Here is a 16,582-nt window from a genome sequence, read left to right on the forward strand (position 1 = left end):
TGAGTCATCGTATGAAGTGACGGAGCGTCGCGCAACCGTTTGAACCTCAGTCTAAATTTCAACAATTGCAGCTTTCATCGGGCGGCACGCCCTCCCGGTTGATCAGGTTCCGGAAAAAGGAAAGCGCGCAAGAAGCAAGGAGGCGACGTCGACGGAATCAACTGGCGGCATCGAAAAGAAGGCGTCGGAAACGACGCCTTCCGAACCGGCCGGACACTACGCGTCAGCGTCCCGGGAATTCATCCGTTCCGTCAACGATTCCGCCAGGAGCTGCCAGCTCTCGGCGTGATGCCGTGCCAGCTCGGCGATCAGGGGCGCGCAGTGGATCGGGAGGCTGTTCGCCATCGCCGCCCAGTCCTGCGGCTGCGGGGCCGAGGAGTCCAGTGTCCGCAGCAGCTTCCGGCCCACCTCGGTGAAGCGGAGCGAGGGATCGGCGCGCAACCGCCGGACCGCCAGCGAGGGGTCCGCGCTCACCGGGTGCGCTCTGGGACGTTTCACGATCGCGGGGCGGCCGGCCTCACGCTCCGGGACCGGCCCGTCGTCCGGCTGCGCCGTCGTCCGCGGCTCTTCCCGAACCGCGCGCGCCCGCCTCCGAGCGTCCTTCGCCGTGGTGAGCGAGATGTGCGCGGCGCGCGCCACCTCCTGCGCGGACGCGTCGGGATGCGCGGCGAGGTACCTCAGGGCGCGGTTACGGCCTTCGCCCGCCGCGAGCGGGTAGGCCACCCCGTCGCGCCCGAGTCGTACGGCGGTCGGGTGCGGAAGTTCCGCACCCGACCGCCGCCGGAGCGCTGCGATCGTCTTGTCCGACAGGCCGACGACCCCCGCCAGCCGCCGGTTGGACCACTCCGGGAAATCGGCGAGCATGTGGAGGGCGGCGGCCTTGCGGTCGGCCAGGGAGAGCGGCAGTCCGTGGTTGCTGTTCAGCTTGACCGCGAGCACGAAGGCTTCTCGCTCGTCGCCGTTGAAGAGCACGGCACTGATGTGAGTGGCACCGCTGTTCTCCACCGCTCTGAGCCGGTGCACACCGTCGATGACGGTCATCGTCTTCCGGTGAATCACAATCGGCGGCAGGTCGGAGCACACCTCGGCGAGCGCATTGATGTGCCGTGGATCCTCCCCGACAGTGCGGAGTGAGCCCACTACCGTGATGCGGCTGATCGGTACCTGGGTGATCTCCGACAAGAGTCCGCCGAGGTGCGGATCCGGGTGAAGGAAGTGCTGCTGTATCGGCTTCCGTACGGATGCAGAGATATGGTCCATCACTCTTCCTCCCCAGCGGACCTTCCGACTGTCGTGCGACTCATCCTGATGCGGATGACGTCAAACAGCGCGGCCGGCCACGGGCCGTGGACAGAAAGAGCTTTCATGAGCCATCGGAAAGTTGTACAACATCGAGTCTCCCCCGTGACGCAATGCCGAGAACCGACTCCCGAACCCTGTCAGGAGGACGGAGTTGACGCAAGGCCTCTGCATGCGAACCGTTGGGCAAGTCGATCATTTCCCGATCGTTGATTGAACAACGACCGGAGCGCAAAGCACTCTCGCAGACGGAATGATCGGCTCCTTGTGGACGGGGTCGGAATATCCCCGCTGTTGGACGCATGATCCGTATGAGCTGTCGAGATCACACCGCCCGTTCTCTTGGCCGGCGTGAAGAGCAAAGACGAGAGACCCGGGTATGCCGCCCGCGGCAGGACTGTTGTGTTCTGTAGGTGCCGAGCCCGGATCGGCTGCCGGGTCGGGAGTGCGATGAATGACGTATGCGACGAGGTTGAACGCGGGAGTGGTCTCGTGCCCGTTCGGACCACCGGTTGGAGCGGCCGGCGCCGATGCGGAGCGCGGGCACAACGGGCTCGTGCGCGTCAGCGCCCTTCCCGTGATGAGGGCCCCGGTCATACACGCAGAGCGCTCCTGACAGCTGTCAGGAGCGGGCCGTCGCGCCACCGTGGTCCTCTGGGGCGGCTGAGTCGCCTACCGGGCTGAAGGGGAGCAGCAATGGTGAGTTCTGTGAGTCGGCGCTGGAGGGCGCGGGCGGCGTGTGTGGCCGCGGCCGTCCTGGGCGCGGGACTTCTTTCCACGGGATCGGCGCAGGCATCCGTGTTCCCGTGCAACGTGAGCGGACACGTCATCAACTGCACGACGGTCACCGGCATCGATCCCGGCTCCTACCTCCAGGTGCGCCAGGGTCCCGGATACGGCTATCCCAACCAGTGGGGCTGGCCCCGTCTGAACAACGGGGACCGGGTGGGACTGGCCTGCTGGACCACGGGTGACGGCGCGGCCGACAACTCCGGCTACCGCTACTGGATGCGCATCGACAACGGCATCGCGTTCGGGTACGTCAACGACTGGTATCTCTCGACCGGCGGCCCGGGCAGCTGGCAGCAGATCATCCGGCAGTGCTGACATGGCCGGAGGAGGAGCCCGACGCGCACGCCGCACGGCCGTGGCCGCAGCCGCACTGGCCTGTCTGCTGACCGCGACCGCCTGCGCGGACGAGAAGCTGCGCGCGCCCGGTTCGGAGCCGGCCGCCCCGCGACCGCTCGGCGACAGGGAACGGGAGCTGCTGCACGACACGGAGCAGGCCTTGCTGCGGCAGTGCATGCGGCAGCAGGGATTCCGGCTGTGGAAGGTGCCGCTCAAGCCGGTGCCGGAGCAGCGCGAGTTCCCCTATGTCGTCGACGACGTGAAGTGGGCCCGCGAGCACGGCTACGGCAGCGACATCCAGCAGCGCGCCGACAGGCTGCGGACGGAGGATCCCAACCGGCGGTACTTCGAGGGCCTGCCCGTCGAGCGGAGGGCCGCGGCCAAGGCAGCACTGCACGGCAGGGACCGCAGGGGCGGCCCGTCGGTCACCCTGCCCGGCGGCGGGGTGGCACGACGCAGCGGCGACGGCTGCACGGCGCAGGCGCAGACCCGGCTCTACGGCGACTTCGCCCGCTGGTTCCGGACCAAGACGTTCACCGACAACCTGACCGGCCTGCGCATGGCACGCGTGAGCGCGGAGCCCGCCTTCCGGAAGGCGGTGAAGGACTGGTCCTCGTGCATGCGGGGCAAAGGCCATCCCTACGACGACCCCGGCCAGGCCAGGCGCGCCTTCACCGCTCCTGCGGCGGGCAAGACGGACGCAGCAGCGGACAGGGCCCGGTCGGCGGAGGTGAACACCGCTGTGGCGGAGGCGGAGTGCGCCCGCGGCAGCGGCCTGTCCGAGGTGGCCGAGCGACTGCACCGCCGGCACGGCGAGCGCCTGCGCGCAGAGTATCGCGAGCAGGTGAACGAGAGGCTGCGAATTGAACAGGCGGCGCTGCTGCGTGTTCACGGCCTCTCCTCCTCGCGCTGATCCGACGACCACCCCGCGCACCATCCGACAGCACATCCGACCCTGAGGAGAAGCATGCTGATCAGAAAGAAGTACGCCGCGTGGGCGTCAGCCGTGGCCATCACCGCGCTGACGTTCCTCACTCCCGCGACCAGCGCCGGCGCGGCCGAGGCCGGGGCCTCGGTCTGGCCGCCGGACGGCAACTTCCACGCCTGGGACGGCGAAGACAGCGACGGCGCCCACTGCGCGTGGTACGGCGACGACACGGACTGGTCGTCCTGCGCCCCCGCGGGGAACCTGCGCAACAGGGCCACGAGTGTGGAGAACAGCGGCTACGCGGGCGCCTACGAGGACGTCCTCGTCTACTGGGACACCGGCTACCGGGGAGCCCGGGCCTGTATCAACAACGGCTCCTGGTTCGACCTCCAGCACTTCCGGTTCCCGAGCAACGGTGCCGGTGGCGGTGAGGTCATGAACAACAACATCTCCAGCCACCACTGGACGAACGCGTGCAGTGAGGAGCCCGTCTACATCCCCTGACGCGACTGCGACCGCCCGGGGCCGCGTCGTAACTCCTGACCGGGGAGGGCCGGTCGCCGGCGGGGAACAGGCTCGTCGCTCACCGGGCGATCGGGGCACTGCCCCGCCGGCGGTCGACCCGTAGCGGTCCGCGGGGGCTCTCTTCGCCGAGCGGCCCGTATACGCTGAGGTGGCGTCCGCGCCGATCTCTTGCCAGGGCGGGTGATGGTGACGCCGATGGCTCCGGCGTCCGGCCCGGGCGGTTCAGGTGGATGTCGACTCCGGCGATCAGCACGGTGCTCCTGAAAGTCCCGGCGCTGCCTTCCGCTGCTCGAACACCCAGATGCATCAGGCGCTGTTCTGCCTCACAGTGGAAAGTGGCGTCCATGGCTGCGTATTGCTTCGCAGACCTGCCATGGCAGGCCCTGGGCGCGCCCTCCCCGGCGACTCCAGAGAGGTGGCGGGAGAATGAACGCCTTCCCGAAGCCGGTGATCGACGCCATGGCCGATCGAGCCATGCGTCTGCACCACATGCTGTGGCACTCCGCACGTGACTCCTGGGCGATCCTGACACCGGAAGAGCGAGAGGTCTACCGCGACCACGGCTGGGAGCCACCACGCCAGTCCCTGTCGGCTCCGGATCCCGTCACCGGAAGACGGTCCATCGAATTCGACAACGGCTCGGGCGAGGACTTCCTGTTCATGCATCGGGAAATGATCGGCTCGGTCGACGAGATTCTCGCCGAGCTGGACGACCCGCAGCACCCCCGCGTGGAGGGGTGGCCGACGATCCCGTCTCCGGAGGACACCGAATACCCCGTCCCGCCTCCCTTCGTCATACCGGGTGACAGCGGAACCACCAACGCCATCGGGAACGCCAAGACCGCGACTGCATTCGACCGGATCCGCGCCTGGGAGTCACAGTTCACCAACCCCGCGGAACTGCGCCGGCTGACACTCCGCCGGCTGGGCGCCGGCATCGAGTACGGCATCCACAACCAGATGCATCTGCGCTGGTCGGCCGAGATTCCCTCCTACCGGCCAGGCCAGGCCGACTTCGCCGTCGACCCTCAGTGGGACGATTCCAGTTACAACTGGCTCGCCGACACCTACTCCGCCCATGTGAACCCGATCTTCTGGAAGCTCCACGGCTGGGTGGACGCACGGATCGACGACTGGATGGCTGCCAACGAACTGACCGGGCCGGTACCGTGGAGCTTCGACCCACCGTGGAGCGGCCCGGCAGGCCATCACCACCGTCACCCCGTGATGCGGCTGGCTCTGCGCGCGCAGCCGGGCAACACCGAGGCCGAGGCGCTCCGATCGCACCTCAGCGCTATGGAATCCACGGTCGAGGACCTGAAGCAGGCCGGCGTTTCCGAACCCGTTCGCTTCGCTGTCCTCGAAGACATCTGAAGCCCTACGGCCCCTTGACCTCCGCGTCGGCCACCGTGGTCCGAATGTGCCGGAGACGTCAGGCCATCTTCTGGGGCGCGCTGTTCCCCAGTGGTTTCGAGGTCACGAGTACGAGCCCCTGATCATGAGCCACCACCTCGGGTCATCATGGCCGAAAGCGGATGAGTCCCACTTGTCGTCGGAGTCGGATGTGCACCCTTCGAAATCCGTACAGGGGATGTACAAGTTGGTGCCGTTGTCACTCATGCGCAGGCTGCTGCTGGTGAGGGCGGAGCTGTCGGCCGGCCCGAACGGCCAGCACGACCACACCCGGACCGCGACGAGTTCCTCGCCCTCGTCGAGCCGGTGGGCCCCGGCCGCTCGCTGCACCTTTCTCTTCCAGGACGCGTCCTGGACCACGCACAGATCGGGCACCTCCGGTTGACGACGCAAGTAGGCGCGGACAAGACCGGCCATGCCGGTCGTCTCCCCGGACCGGGCAGGGGGACGAGCGACAGGCCTCGCCGCTCCGGGCTGCGGTTCTCCTCGATAAGAGGCGTTGCGCGCCAGGACGATACGAGCACCGAGATGTCTGGGTCCTGAGCTGCGGCTCGGGCACCCGGGGCTGTCACCTGCGGCGTTCGTCCGGGCGTCGCGACACTGCGTAGAAGATGCTGTCGAGGTCCAGGAACGCCGGTCCCAGCGGATCTCTCTCCCCCCCCCGGAGGACCGCGAGGAGTTCACTCGGGAAGGCGGTGTTGCTTTCCCCCTCCGGGGCGAGTGCCTTGCGCGTCTTCGCGGCAGGCCGTGAGCAGACCGGCGCCCTGGATCTCCGTCTGCCTGGCGAATTCGGAGTCGCTGTCACCGCCCACCTGCCCGTAGTCGGCCAGGTCCGCGTAACAGCAGTCCAGGATCACGACCGTGCGGAGACTTCCTTGCCCGATCGAACCCGCGGGAATGGTCAGGCCGGATCGGGCAGGTTCGTCAGCGCGAGCCTGGCCGGGTCGGTTGCGCGCCGGATGCGACCTTGGTGACGCCGAGGGTGACGACGACGCCGGACGGGGCGCCGGGGGTCAGTTTCACCTCGCATGTGAACGGCCACCGCGGTAGCGGTCAGCAGCGCAGGGCCACGACTCCCCAGCCGCGGCGCTCCGCCTCCACGACCACCTCTCCCCAGTCGGTGAGGAGGTCGGCGAACGATGCGAAGTCCGGGATCCATCCGCGGGGTTCCGCAGCGTGCCGGGTGAACGGCTCACGCACACTCTCCAGGCGGGGCGCCGCCTGCCGCCACCACTCGGCGATCACCGGCACGTGGTCGGGAGGACACCAGAGCAACAGGTCCGCGTCCCAGGGGCACGGCCGCTCCGGGAGTCCCGAACCGGCACCGGTGGTGTCCTCCAGACCGTGCCAGAACAGTGCGTCGTTGAACCGGTCCAGTGCCTCGCGCACCTTCGGCTCGACGAAGTCCCGCACGTGATCCCAGCGGTGGCCGGCCCAGAAGTGCGGCTTGTAGGAGCCGAGCGAGTTCCGGAAGGCATACCTGCCGTACCAGTCCTCACCCGGCTGCGAGGGCCACGACCAGCCATGCTCGGAGAGGTCGTCGCTGTACACCTCGCCGAAGGCCGCATCGATGAGCAGTTCCTCCCGGTCGCCGGGTGCGGTCGCCTCTACGCGCGGCCAGTCCACGATCAGCACCTCTGTCGCAACACCCATCCCACGAGCCTAGGACTGCCATCTGCATGCGAAAGGCGGCGAGGACGGTCAGAACATGGTGTTGTCGTTCTTGGACGTGGGCGGGACGACCTGGAGGACGTCCCAGTCCTCGACGATCCTGCCCCCTGCGTCGAAACGCCACTCACTTCAGCAAGTACTTCCACCAGCGCACGGGACGCCCGATCGCCTTCCGCGGCACGGTACGCGGGCATGCCCCCAGGTGAGCCACCTTCGTCCTCGACGCCACCGCAGGAGACCACGCAGTCGCGGTGCCACCGGGGGCGTGCTGTCCTGGAGTAGTAGGCAGGGTGTGCACAGATGCGGCATCTCCGGAGTTCCGTCCTCGTCTCCGCCCGGTGGCCCGCGCCCACCGGAGCGGGCGGGGGGTTGCTGCCGGCACGGGAGCTCGCGGTCGCCTGGTCCCTGGTCGTCCTGATCGCCGTGCCCGCCTGGGTGCTGACCGTCGCGCAGGCCCGGGACATGGGGGTCGAACCCGGCACGATGGGCATGGCGCTGCCGCTGTTCCTGCTGCTCTGGGTCACGATGACGGCGGCCATGATGCTGCCTTCCATGGCACCGGTCGCCCTCACCTGGGTGCGGGGGATCGGGCGTCGGACGTCCGGGTGGAGCCGGGCGGGGCGCACCGTGGAGTTCCTGGGCGGGTACCTGCTGGTGTGGACGGCCTTCGGGCTGCTCGCCTACGCGGCTCTGAACCTCACCGGCGACTTGGTGGGCGATCACCCGGCGGCGGGACGCTGGATCGGCTCGGTCGCTTTCCTGATGGCGGGCCTCTACCAGCTGGGCCCCCTCAAGAACGTCTGCCTGCGGCACTGCCGCGACCCCATGGCCCAGCTGGTGCGCTACTCGGCCTTCCGGCAGCCGGCCCGCGATCTACGGGTGGGCCTCCACCACGGCGCCTACTGCGTCGGCTGCTGCGCGGGGCTGATGGTCGTCCTCATACCGCTCGGAGTGATGAACGTCGCGGCGATGGCCGGGCTGGCGATCGTGATCTTCGTGGAGAAGCTGTGGTCCCGGGGGCCGCTGCTCGCGGGAGTGGTGGGTGTTGTCTTCCTCGTCCTCGCGGTGCTGGCGCCGTTCCAGGACTGGCTGCTGCCGGGGCTGCAGGAATCGGCGCCTCCCATGGACGACATGTGAGTGTCCGGGGCAAGCTGGAACAGAGGCCGCCTCGCGATCCGCGTGCGGGTTCGGGAGGGGCGGTCTCGCCATGGCGGAGAAGCTCCCTCGGGCTCGACGGGAGGGAAGCGAGATGACGGAACAGGACGGCACCGGGACCCGCTGGCATCTGGCCGGCGACTGGTTCGACGTGTGCAAATGCGCCATACCCTGCCCCTGCACGTTCGCGCAGCCCCCGACCTACGGCGACTGCGAGGGCGTACTGGTCTGGCACATCCGTGAGGGCACCTACGGCGACGTACGCCTCGACGGTCTCAACGTCCTGATGCTGGGCGCCTTCGTGGGCAACGTGTGGGCCGGCGAGCACACCGACGCGTATGCGGCGGTCTTCCTCGACGAACGCGCCGACGACCGGCAGCGCGCCGCGCTCGGGACCGTCTTCGGCGGCGAGGCAGGAGGCTGGCCGGCCCAGTTCGGCCAGATGCTCCGGCCCGAGATGCGCGGCATGGACTTCGCGCCGATCCGCGTGGAGATCGACGAGGACCTGGCCACCTGGACAGCCGAGATCCCCGGCCGGGTCACGGCCACCGCCGAGGCACTCACCGGCCCGACGACGCCGGAAGGCGCCCGCGTCCAGGTCCACAACGCCCCGGGCGCCGAGGTCGGGCCGGGCCAGGTCGCCACCTGGGGGCGGGCCACCGCCGACCGGGCCGACGCGTTCGGCTTCTCCTGGGAACGCTCGGGAAAGTCGAGCAAGTACTTCCCCTTCGACTGGACGGGACCCGACTGAGCGCAGCGGCCGGCCGGCACCGGACGGTGAGTGTCCCCGGCCTCGCCGACGTGTGGGGCCGCACGTCCGAACAGCATGACCGGCCCCCACGCCGTCCCCGGTTACGACAATGCGGCGTCGCCCATCGCCGGGCCGCCGAAGAAGCCGCTCATGAGCTTGTCCAGGTCGAGCTTCGTGGCACCGGCCGGAGCGGTGGGCTTGACGCCCTCGCGCATCCGCAGGGTCAGGCCCAGCTTCTTGACCTCGGCGGTCCCGGCCAGCTTGGCGAGGTCCACGTCCACCTGGGACAGCGCGCCGTTCTTCAGCGTGAAGTCCGCCGTCACCTTGGCGTCAGGAACCTCCTTCAGGTCCTTGTCCGTCGGCAACTGAACACCCGGCGGCAGGTCCTTCAGCAGCGGGCGGATCTCGCCGAACAGCTCGGTGACCAGCGTGCGGAAGGGGGCCGTCGCCTTGACGTGCTCGGTGCCGTTCTCGCCGTCGGCCGTCTTGAACTTCACCTCGCGGGCGATGACCTCCCGGAGGGCCTTCATGAGCTTCTTCTGCGTCTTGGCGTCAAGGGACGGCGCGGGCGCGGGCCCGCCGTTGGCCCTCCGGCTCTCGCCGGTGGCCTTCTCCATCTCCTTCGTGTTGATCTTCACCCACTTGCCCTCGATGACGTCCTTCATCGCCCCGGCCTCCGGGGGCAGATCGTCAGCGTCCGGAACGGGGCTGCCCGCCATCTCGCCCATCGCGGCCATGTCGGCGCGGACGTAGGTGAAGTCACCGATCACCCGGTACTCGGCGAGGTCGCCGTCCGGGGTGCTGACCTTCAGGGCCGTGCCGACGAGGTCCTTCTCACCGGACTCGTCGAGCGGCCGCTTCGACTGCACGGTCACAGCGATCTTCGCACCGCTGAGCAACTCGGCGGCCTGCTCCGGGATCTCCTCACCCGGCGCGGGGTCGGACTTGTCGTCCAGCGCCTTCAAGGACGCGACGTCCGTGTCCAGGTCGAGCTCGAAGGAGAGTGTGTTCTTCTTGCCGAGCTTGTCGAAGGCCCGGTCGAGCTTCTGGCCGGCGGAGAGCTGCTCCACCGTTCCGCAGGCGGTCGCGCCCGCGAGGACGGCACCGACGACGGCGGTGGCGATCAGGGTCTTGCGTATGGGGTTGATGATGATCTCCTCGTGGCTCCGATCACAACGTGATCGATCAGAAGACTCGCAACTCGCCTGCGAGGTTGTGCCGTACATCCGGTGATGTCTGCGGCCGGACACTCAGGTACCGCACATGAAAATCGTTGTCGTATGCTGAGATGCGTCCGCGCCGTACGACCCTCCTGACCGAGAGGACCCCCCGTGGCCGAGCCCAAGCCGCTGACGCCCATGCCCTCGCAACGTCTCCCCGTCACCGTGCTGTCGGGGTTTCTCGGCGCCGGAAAGACGACCCTCCTCAACCACGTCCTCACCAACCGCGAGGGCCTGCGGGTGGCGGTGATCGTCAACGACATGAGCGAGATCAACATCGACGCCGCCCTCGTGCGCGGGGGCGAAGCGGCCCTCTCCCGCACCGAGGAGCGGCTGGTGGAGATGACCAACGGCTGCATCTGCTGCACCCTGCGCGACGACCTGCTGGAGGAGGTCGAACGGCTCGCCGTGGAGGGCCGCTTCGACTACCTCCTCATCGAGTCCAGCGGCATCTCCGAGCCGATGCCGGTCGCCGCCACCTTCGCCTTCGCCCGCGACGACGGCGCCACCCTGGAGGACGTCGCCCGGCTGGACACCATGGTCACCGTCGTCGACGCCGCCAACTTCCTGGCCGAGCTGGGCACCGGCGACGACCTGGCCGAGCGGGGCCTGGCTCCTTACGAGGACGACGAGCGCACCGTGAGCGACCTGCTGATCGATCAGGTCGAGTTCGCCGACGTGCTCGTCCTCAACAAGCTGGACCTGGTCGGTGAGACCGACGCGGACCGGGTGCGCGGGGTGCTGGCACGGCTGAACCCGACGGCCCGTCTGATCCCCGCCGTGCACGGCCGGATCGGCGTGCGCGACGTCCTGGAGACCGGGCGGTTCGACCTGGAGCGCGCGCAGCAGGCGCCGGGCTGGGTGCGGGAACTCAACGGCGACCACGTTCCCGAGACCGAGGAGTACGGCATCTCCTCCCTGGTCTTCCGGTCCTCCGTGCCGTTCCACCCCGGGCGGCTGTGGGACTTCGTCACCGGAGACCTGGACAGCGGAGCACACGGCCGAGTACTGCGCTCCAAAGGCTTCTTCACCCTGGCCGGGCGTGAGGGCGTGACGGGCCTGTGGTCCCAGGCCGGTTCCGTGGCCCGCTTCGAGCCGTCCGGGGTCCGGGACACCGACGCGCCCCATGCCCAGGAGCTGGTGTTCATCGGCGTCGGCCTGCGGGAGCCGAGTCTGCGCGCCGCCCTGGCCGGATGCCTGATGGCCGACGGCGAGCACCTTCCCGCCGATGATCCCTTTCCCCTGTGGAACACCGGGGACGTCTGCGACCTGGAGCACGAGTACCACGAGCACACGGGTCCGGCGGCAGCCGTCTAGCCGGAACACCGGGACGTCCGGGCGCACCGCGTCGACGCCCGGACGGCCTTCCTGACGCGATGGGAGGCACACGTATGGACGAAACGACCCCCGGCGAGTGGCGTACCACCCCGCAGCGCACCGCGGTCCTCACGGCACTTCGGGCCTGCGACGGTTTCATCTCGGCGCAGACCCTGCACGCCGCCCTGGTCGCGGACGGCGTGGCGGTGGGGCTGACGACCGTCTACCGCACGCTGCGATTACTGGAGACGGCCGGGCACGTAGACGTGGTGCGCGACAGCGACGGTGAGCGGCTCTACCGGCCCAGACCCGACGAGGGTCACCGCCACTACCTGGTCTGCCGGGAGTGCGGGCTCAGCCTCGCCGTCGACGCCGAGGAGGTCGAGCGGTGGGTGACCAGGACCGCGCGTGACATCGGCTTCCACGCGGTGACCCACACGGTCGAGCTCACGGGCGTGTGCGGCGGCTGCCTGTCCGGGCCGGACCGCCGGCCGGCTCCCGACACGTAGCAGACCCCGGATGTCACAGCCGGGCCCGTGCTCATGACGTGGTGGTCAGAACGCGGTTGAGCGCGCTGTCGGGGTGGCCGGTGAGTTCCTCCCAGGTGCCCTCCTCCACGATGCGGCCCTCCTCCAGGACGGCGATGCGGCCGGCGCGGCGGATGGTGGCCGGGCGGTGGGCGATGACGATCGTCGTACGGCTCTCCTCCTCCAGAGCGGTGGCGAGTTGGGCGTCGCCCGCGTTGTCCAGGTGAGCGGTGGACTCGTCGAGTACGAGGACGCGCGGCCGGACCAGCAGCGCGCGGGCGAGCGCGATACGGGCCCGCTGGCCGCCGGAGAGCGTGGCGCCGCGCTCGCCGACGAGCGTGTCCATCGGGGCGATCCGGTCGACACCGCAGCGCCGTGCCGCCTCGGCCAGCGCCCTGTCGTCCGCCTCGGGAGCGGCCAGCCGCAGGTTCTCGGCGAGTGTGCCGTGGAAGAGGGGCGTGTCCTGTCCCACCAGCGTCACCGCACGCCGCAGTTCCGCATCGCTCACCTCCCGCATGTCCACGGGATCGCAGCCGGCGGGCAGCAGCTGGACCGCGCCGGCTGCCGGGTCCCAGAAGCGGGCCAGCAGGTGGGCGCAGGTCGACTTGCCGGCACCCGAGGTGCCGACCAGCGCGAGTGTCTGCCCGGGCGGGACGGTCAGTTCCACGCCGTCCAGCACGGGTGTGCCGCCGTAGTCGAAGCTCACCCCGCGCAGCCGGACGCCCAGCGGCCCGGGCGGCAGGGGGCGCGGTGCGGTGGGCGGCGGGGCCAGGGCGGGGGCCTTGACGGCCGCGTCGACGCGCGCGGCGGCGGCGCGCAGTGCCACGGCCTGGCTCAGGGCGCGGGCCGATTCCGCGACGGGACCGAGGACGGACAGGGCCAGCGCCATCGCCGCCGGAGCCCAGGCGCCGTGCAGTCGTCCGGAGGTCACGGAGTGCGCCGCCGCGGCCACCACGCCGAGTACGGCGGCCACGATGAGGAGGTCGCGGACCGCGGCGGTGACGGCCTCCCAGGTGGCCTCGGAGCGCTGGGCCGCACCCACCTGCCGGCCCCGCTCCGCCAGCTTGCGACGGCGTTGCGCCAGGGCGCCGAAGGCGAGCAGTTCGCGCAGCCCGTCGACGGTCTCCACCGTGTCGGCCGACAGTTTCGCCGTGGCCGTCCGGGTGCGGCCGCCGCGCACCGCGCGTGCCCGCGCGTCGGCGAAGGGCGCCGCCGCGAGCAGGACCGCGACCGGCATCACGGCCGCCAGCAGCCACGGCTCCACCAGGGCGAGAACGGCGGAGCCGCCGGTGAAGACCGTGCCGGCCGCCAGAAGTTGGGCGGTGGTGTGTGCGTAGAAGAACTCCAGGGCCTCCACGTCGGCCATGGCGGTGGCGGCGAGGTCGCCGCTGCGCCGTCCCGCCACCCGGGCGGGCGCGCTGCGGGCCAGTCCGTCGAAGACGCGTACCCGCAGTGCGGCCAGCACCCGGTAGGCGAGGTCGTGCGAGAGGTCCATCTCCCGCCAGGTCATCAGGGCGCGCAGGGCGACGAGGACGACGAGCGCGGTGACGGTGCCGGCCGCGGGTGCCCGCTCGTCGATGACGGCGGCTCCCACGGTGTGGGCGGCCAGGGTCAGCAGCGCGACGAGGGAGCCCTGTTCGAGGAGGGCGGCGGCGCAGGTGCGGGCTGTCATGGCCCGGTGCTCCGCCAGGGCGGGCAGCAGGGCGCGCAGCGCGCCTCGGGCGGGTGCGTCCGCGTCGGCGGCGACGGTGCTCATGCGGCGAGTTCTCCTCGGTGGGCGCGGCCGGCCTCGACGAGCCGGGTGTAGACGCCGCCGGCCTCGACGAGACCGGCGTGTTCGCCGACGGCGTCCACCCGTCCCGAGTCGAGGACGACGATGCGGTCGGCGTGGCGGACGGCCGCGAGCCGGTGGGCGATCACCAGGACCGTCCGGCCGCTCGCGGCGGTCGGCAACGCCCGGACGATGTCGGCCTCGCGGCGCTCGTCGACCGAGCTGGTGGCCTCGTCGAGGACGAGCACCGGGGCGTCGGCCAGCAGGGCCCGCGCGAGCGCGAGGCGCTGCCGCTGGCCGCCGGAGAGGGTGGCTCCCCGTTCGCCGAGGAGGGTGGCGTAGCCGTCGGGAAGGGCGGTGATCTCGTCGTGGATCCCGGCGGCGCGCGCCACCCTGGTCAGGTCGTCGTCCGTGGCGCCGGGCCGGGCCAGGCGCAGGTTGTCGGCGATGGTGGCGTGGAACAGGTAGGTGTCCTGCGAGACGACGGCGATGCCCTGCCTCAGCGAGGCGAGCGTGTACTCGGTCGTGGCGCGTCCGTCGAGGGTGATCCGGCCTTCCTGTGGGTCGTGGTGGCGCAGGAGCAGGGCGAGGAGTGTGGATTTGCCCGCGCCGGAGGGGCCGACGATCGCGGTCGTCCGGCCCGCCTGCGCGGTGAACGAGACGCCGTCCAGGGCCGGGGCCGGCGCGTCGCCGTAGGTGAACCGGACGTTGTGGAAGCGCAGTTCGGGTGGAGCTTGCCGGTGCGCGGAGGCCGTGCCGGTGTCCTCGACCGCCGGCTCGGCCGTGCGCAGGGCCGCGAGGCCGTCGGCGGCCGACGCCCCCAGGTATCCGGCGTGCCATTCGCGGGCGAGGTCGCGCACGGGGCGGAAGCACTCCGAGGCCAGCAGCAGCACCAGATACGTGCCGGTCGCGGTGGTGGATCCGGTGACGGCCGACCAGCACGCCAGGAGGGCCGCGGCGGCGGTGCCGCCCTGGATGGCGAGGTCGGTGATGCCGGTGTCGACCAGGGACACCCGTAGTTTGGCGACGGTTGCGCGGTGCAGCGCCGCGGACCGCTCCTCCAGGCGTGCGCGGGTGCGTCCGACGGCGCCTGCGGCGCGCAGGGCGGGCATGCCCTGGAGGGCCTCCAGGTAGTCGGCGCCCAGTCCTTCGTACGTGTCCCAGTGCTCTTTGCCGCGGGCGGCGAGGAGCCGGTCCCAGGCGCGTGGCCCGGCCAGGGCCAGGAGCAGGGCGGGGACGAGGCCGAGGAGGGCCCGGGGTTCGGTGGCGGCCAGGGCGGCGAGGACCAGGGGCGGCACCGTGAGGGTGATAAGGAGCTGTGGCAGGTACCGGGAGACGTAGGTGTCGACGCCCTCGACCCCGTCGACAAGGGTGGTGCGGACGGCTCCGGCCCGTGCGGTGGTCAGGTGTGCGGGCCCCAACCGGCCCAGGTGTGCGAGGAGTTCGTCCCGCAGGGCTACCCGGACCCGGGCCCCGGCACGGGTGGCGGTACGCCGCTGCCACACCGTGAGCCCGGCACGGGCGCCCACGACGGCGAGCACGGCGGCCAGCAGCCACGGGAGCCGGCCGGTGTCGCGGTGTGCCAGGCCGGCTAGAGCGAGGGCCAGCAGGGCGGCCTGCGCCAGGTGGGTGAGGGTGACGGCGCCCTGCAGGAGGGTGGCCGCGAGCAGGGGGCGCCGTGCGGGACGGGCGGCGCGGCGCAGCTCGGGATGGACGATCACGTGATGTTCTCCTCGTCGGCGTGGCGGGTGCCGAGGGCCAGTGCGTGGACGACCCAGTCCCGGCCCGGGGCGGCGCCGAGCGCGGCGCCGAGGTCCGCCTGCTGCCAGGACCCGACGGGCCGGGCGGCCAGTCCGTGGCGCCGGGCGGTGACATGGGCCAGGTGGACGGCGAAGCCGGCCCGCAGGTGGGCGCGGCGGATGTGCGGTGCGTCGGCGTGGTCGGGACAGCCGACGGCGAGCACGACGGCGCCCGCGTCCGCGATCCAGGCCTGGCCCGCGGCCCAGGCGGCGAGCGTAGGGCGCGCCTCTCCCGCCGCGTACCGCCGCAGGGTCGCGCCGCCGGCGGCCGGCTTCACCAGCCCGGGCTGTGGCGGGCCTACGGCGGCGCACCAGCGCAGGTCGCCGGCGCCTGCCCGCGCGGCGGTGGTGAGGACCGCCGACAGTGCGGCCGGGGAGGGAGCGCCGGGCAGGGGCGGTGGGGCGCTGCGACGCGCCAGCAGCTCCGCGGGCGCCGGCCGGCCCTCCGACGGCGCCGGAACGCGAGCGCTGCCGGCCGGGTGCACCGGGCCGCGCCGGTCGGGCGGGGGGATGTGCACAACGGCCAGTGGGCTTTCGGCGAGTCCGTCCAGCCGTACGTCGGGCTCGCTCACTCCGAGTGCGCGGGCCGCGAGGTACAGCGCGGCGGCGGCGTGCCCGGTGTCGAGGAGCAGCAGGGGCCGGGCCCGGTGGCCGTAGTGGGAGACCGTGCGCCGTGCGGTGACCGAGAGTCGGGCCGTCACGCCCGGCGGCGTGCCGTCGGGTTGCCCGCCGAGGCGGTGCACGCGGTGGCGCAGCGGGTCGTAGCCGTAGCGTCCGGGCGGCAGAGAGCAGCCGGCGCCGACGGCCAGTTCGGTGTCGACCGGGTGCAGGGCACCGGCGGAAGGGGCGGGCCGCAGTCGGCCGGAGCCGTCCGAGGCCGCCAGGGAGAGGCGCAGCAGGACCTGCACGTCGACATCCTCCGGCCCGGCCTTCGGGAAGGCGGTCGGCGGGCCCGGCCAGGCGCGGACGGCTCCTCCGGCGGGTGTGTCGGGGCCGGGGCGCTCCGGGGAGCGGGCTCGGGCGAGGGCGGCGACGAGGTCCGGCGGGCGGTCCTCGCGGGCGGGTTCCACGGGGGCGG

15 protein-coding genes are annotated in these 16,582 nt (G+C 71.3%); 8 read left to right on the plus strand and 7 right to left on the minus strand.

Annotated elements, in window-relative coordinates:
* Window positions 1–216: 216 nt before the first annotated feature.
* Entirely contained in the window at window positions 217–1,041 is an 825-nt protein-coding gene (locus tag A4E84_RS01230) for a ParB/RepB/Spo0J family partition protein (protein ID WP_335340814.1), read from the minus strand.
* 1,071 nt (window positions 1,042–2,112) lie between these two features.
* Between A4E84_RS01230 and A4E84_RS01235 the strand changes: the two genes are divergently transcribed.
* From A4E84_RS01235 to A4E84_RS01250, 4 genes are all read left to right on the plus strand, one after another.
* Window positions 2,113–2,406: a hypothetical protein gene (locus A4E84_RS01235; protein ID WP_159029542.1), complete on the plus strand. Its 294-nt coding sequence runs from the start codon at window positions 2,113–2,115 to the stop codon at window positions 2,404–2,406.
* Window position 2,407: 1 nt separating this feature from the next.
* Window positions 2,408–3,340, plus strand: a complete 933-nt coding sequence (locus A4E84_RS01240) for a hypothetical protein (protein ID WP_159029543.1) — start codon at window positions 2,408–2,410, stop codon at window positions 3,338–3,340.
* 54 nt (window positions 3,341–3,394) lie between these two features.
* Window positions 3,395–3,859 (plus strand): peptidase inhibitor family I36 protein, encoded by a 465-nt coding sequence (locus tag A4E84_RS01245; protein WP_062924756.1) that lies wholly within the window; start codon window positions 3,395–3,397, stop codon window positions 3,857–3,859.
* Window positions 3,860–4,306: 447 nt separating this feature from the next.
* A complete protein-coding gene (locus A4E84_RS01250; protein ID WP_062924757.1) occupies window positions 4,307–5,254 on the plus strand; it encodes a hypothetical protein in 948 nt (315 codons plus the stop codon).
* 102 nt (window positions 5,255–5,356) lie between these two features.
* Here A4E84_RS01250 and A4E84_RS01255 read toward each other — a convergent pair whose 3' ends face one another.
* Together A4E84_RS01255 and A4E84_RS01260 are read right to left on the minus strand one after the other, a co-directional pair.
* Complete coding sequence (locus A4E84_RS01255) at window positions 5,357–5,710, minus strand: hypothetical protein (RefSeq protein WP_062924758.1); 354 nt, start codon at window positions 5,708–5,710, stop codon at window positions 5,357–5,359.
* Between the two features lie 636 nt (window positions 5,711–6,346).
* Window positions 6,347–6,946 (minus strand): hypothetical protein, encoded by a 600-nt coding sequence (locus A4E84_RS01260; RefSeq protein ID WP_063827486.1) that lies wholly within the window; start codon window positions 6,944–6,946, stop codon window positions 6,347–6,349.
* Window positions 6,947–7,264: 318 nt separating this feature from the next.
* Between A4E84_RS01260 and A4E84_RS01265 the strand changes: the two genes are divergently transcribed.
* Window positions 7,265–8,101 (plus strand): DUF2182 domain-containing protein, encoded by an 837-nt coding sequence (locus A4E84_RS01265; RefSeq protein WP_079128813.1) that lies wholly within the window; start codon window positions 7,265–7,267, stop codon window positions 8,099–8,101.
* Between the two features lie 112 nt (window positions 8,102–8,213).
* Entirely contained in the window at window positions 8,214–8,870 is a 657-nt protein-coding gene (locus A4E84_RS01270; RefSeq protein WP_062924760.1) for a DUF1326 domain-containing protein, read from the plus strand.
* Window positions 8,871–8,971: 101 nt separating this feature from the next.
* On the opposite strand, the gene A4E84_RS01275 is transcribed toward A4E84_RS01270, so the two are convergent.
* Window positions 8,972–10,096 carry a hypothetical protein gene (locus A4E84_RS01275; RefSeq protein ID WP_335340815.1) on the minus strand — a complete coding sequence of 375 codons (1,125 nt, stop codon included), beginning with the start codon at window positions 10,094–10,096 and terminating at the stop codon, window positions 8,972–8,974.
* Between the two features lie 132 nt (window positions 10,097–10,228).
* Here A4E84_RS01275 and A4E84_RS01280 point away from each other — a divergent pair, with 132 nt between their 5' ends.
* Together A4E84_RS01280 and A4E84_RS01285 are read left to right on the plus strand one after the other, a co-directional pair.
* A complete protein-coding gene (locus A4E84_RS01280; RefSeq protein WP_062931219.1) occupies window positions 10,229–11,407 on the plus strand; it encodes a GTP-binding protein in 1,179 nt (392 codons plus the stop codon).
* Between the two features lie 74 nt (window positions 11,408–11,481).
* Window positions 11,482–11,916: a Fur family transcriptional regulator gene (locus A4E84_RS01285; RefSeq protein WP_062924761.1), complete on the plus strand. Its 435-nt coding sequence runs from the start codon at window positions 11,482–11,484 to the stop codon at window positions 11,914–11,916.
* Between the two features lie 31 nt (window positions 11,917–11,947).
* Here the strand turns inward: A4E84_RS01285 and A4E84_RS01290 are convergent, their stop codons facing one another.
* Genes A4E84_RS01290 through A4E84_RS01300 form a run of 3 tightly spaced genes read right to left on the minus strand, consistent with a single transcriptional unit; the run spans window position 11,948 to window position 16,574 of the window.
* Window positions 11,948–13,690 carry an ABC transporter ATP-binding protein gene (locus A4E84_RS01290; RefSeq protein WP_062924762.1) on the minus strand — a complete coding sequence of 581 codons (1,743 nt, stop codon included), beginning with the start codon at window positions 13,688–13,690 and terminating at the stop codon, window positions 11,948–11,950.
* Window positions 13,687–15,426 carry an ABC transporter ATP-binding protein/permease gene (locus A4E84_RS01295; protein WP_062924763.1) on the minus strand — a complete coding sequence of 580 codons (1,740 nt, stop codon included), beginning with the start codon at window positions 15,424–15,426 and terminating at the stop codon, window positions 13,687–13,689. Before A4E84_RS01295 ends, A4E84_RS01290 begins: the two co-directional genes overlap by 4 nt.
* Window positions 15,423–16,574, minus strand: coding sequence for a nitroreductase family protein (locus A4E84_RS01300; RefSeq protein ID WP_062931220.1), 1,152 nt, complete (start codon window positions 16,572–16,574; stop codon window positions 15,423–15,425). The genes A4E84_RS01295 and A4E84_RS01300 overlap by 4 nt, the downstream gene beginning before the upstream one ends.
* Window positions 16,575–16,582: the final 8 nt, after the last annotated feature.

Source organism: Streptomyces qaidamensis (assembly GCF_001611795.1).
Classification (GTDB): Bacteria; Actinomycetota; Actinomycetes; order Streptomycetales; family Streptomycetaceae; genus Streptomyces; species Streptomyces qaidamensis.

What these genes read in the sequence shown, in the direction of transcription:
- A4E84_RS01260 (WP_063827486.1), bottom strand. Translation starts at nt 6,946, where the DNA reads ATGGGTGTTGCGACAGAGGTGCTGATCGTGGACTGGCCGCGCGTAGAG.
- A4E84_RS01250 (WP_062924757.1), top strand. Translation starts at nt 4,307, where the DNA reads ATGAACGCCTTCCCGAAGCCGGTGATCGACGCCATGGCCGATCGAGCC.
- A4E84_RS01275 (WP_335340815.1), bottom strand. Translation starts at nt 10,096, where the DNA reads ATGTACGGCACAACCTCGCAGGCGAGTTGCGAGTCTTCTGATCGATCA.
- A4E84_RS01240 (WP_159029543.1), top strand. Translation starts at nt 2,408, where the DNA reads ATGGCCGGAGGAGGAGCCCGACGCGCACGCCGCACGGCCGTGGCCGCA.
- A4E84_RS01255 (WP_062924758.1), bottom strand. Translation starts at nt 5,710, where the DNA reads ATGGCCGGTCTTGTCCGCGCCTACTTGCGTCGTCAACCGGAGGTGCCC.
- A4E84_RS01290 (WP_062924762.1), bottom strand. Translation starts at nt 13,690, where the DNA reads ATGAGCACCGTCGCCGCCGACGCGGACGCACCCGCCCGAGGCGCGCTG.
- A4E84_RS01285 (WP_062924761.1), top strand. Translation starts at nt 11,482, where the DNA reads ATGGACGAAACGACCCCCGGCGAGTGGCGTACCACCCCGCAGCGCACC.
- A4E84_RS01230 (WP_335340814.1), bottom strand. Translation starts at nt 1,041, where the DNA reads ATGACCGTCATCGACGGTGTGCACCGGCTCAGAGCGGTGGAGAACAGC.
- A4E84_RS01270 (WP_062924760.1), top strand. Translation starts at nt 8,214, where the DNA reads ATGACGGAACAGGACGGCACCGGGACCCGCTGGCATCTGGCCGGCGAC.
- A4E84_RS01280 (WP_062931219.1), top strand. Translation starts at nt 10,229, where the DNA reads ATGCCCTCGCAACGTCTCCCCGTCACCGTGCTGTCGGGGTTTCTCGGC.
- A4E84_RS01265 (WP_079128813.1), top strand. Translation starts at nt 7,265, where the DNA reads ATGCGGCATCTCCGGAGTTCCGTCCTCGTCTCCGCCCGGTGGCCCGCG.
- A4E84_RS01245 (WP_062924756.1), top strand. Translation starts at nt 3,395, where the DNA reads ATGCTGATCAGAAAGAAGTACGCCGCGTGGGCGTCAGCCGTGGCCATC.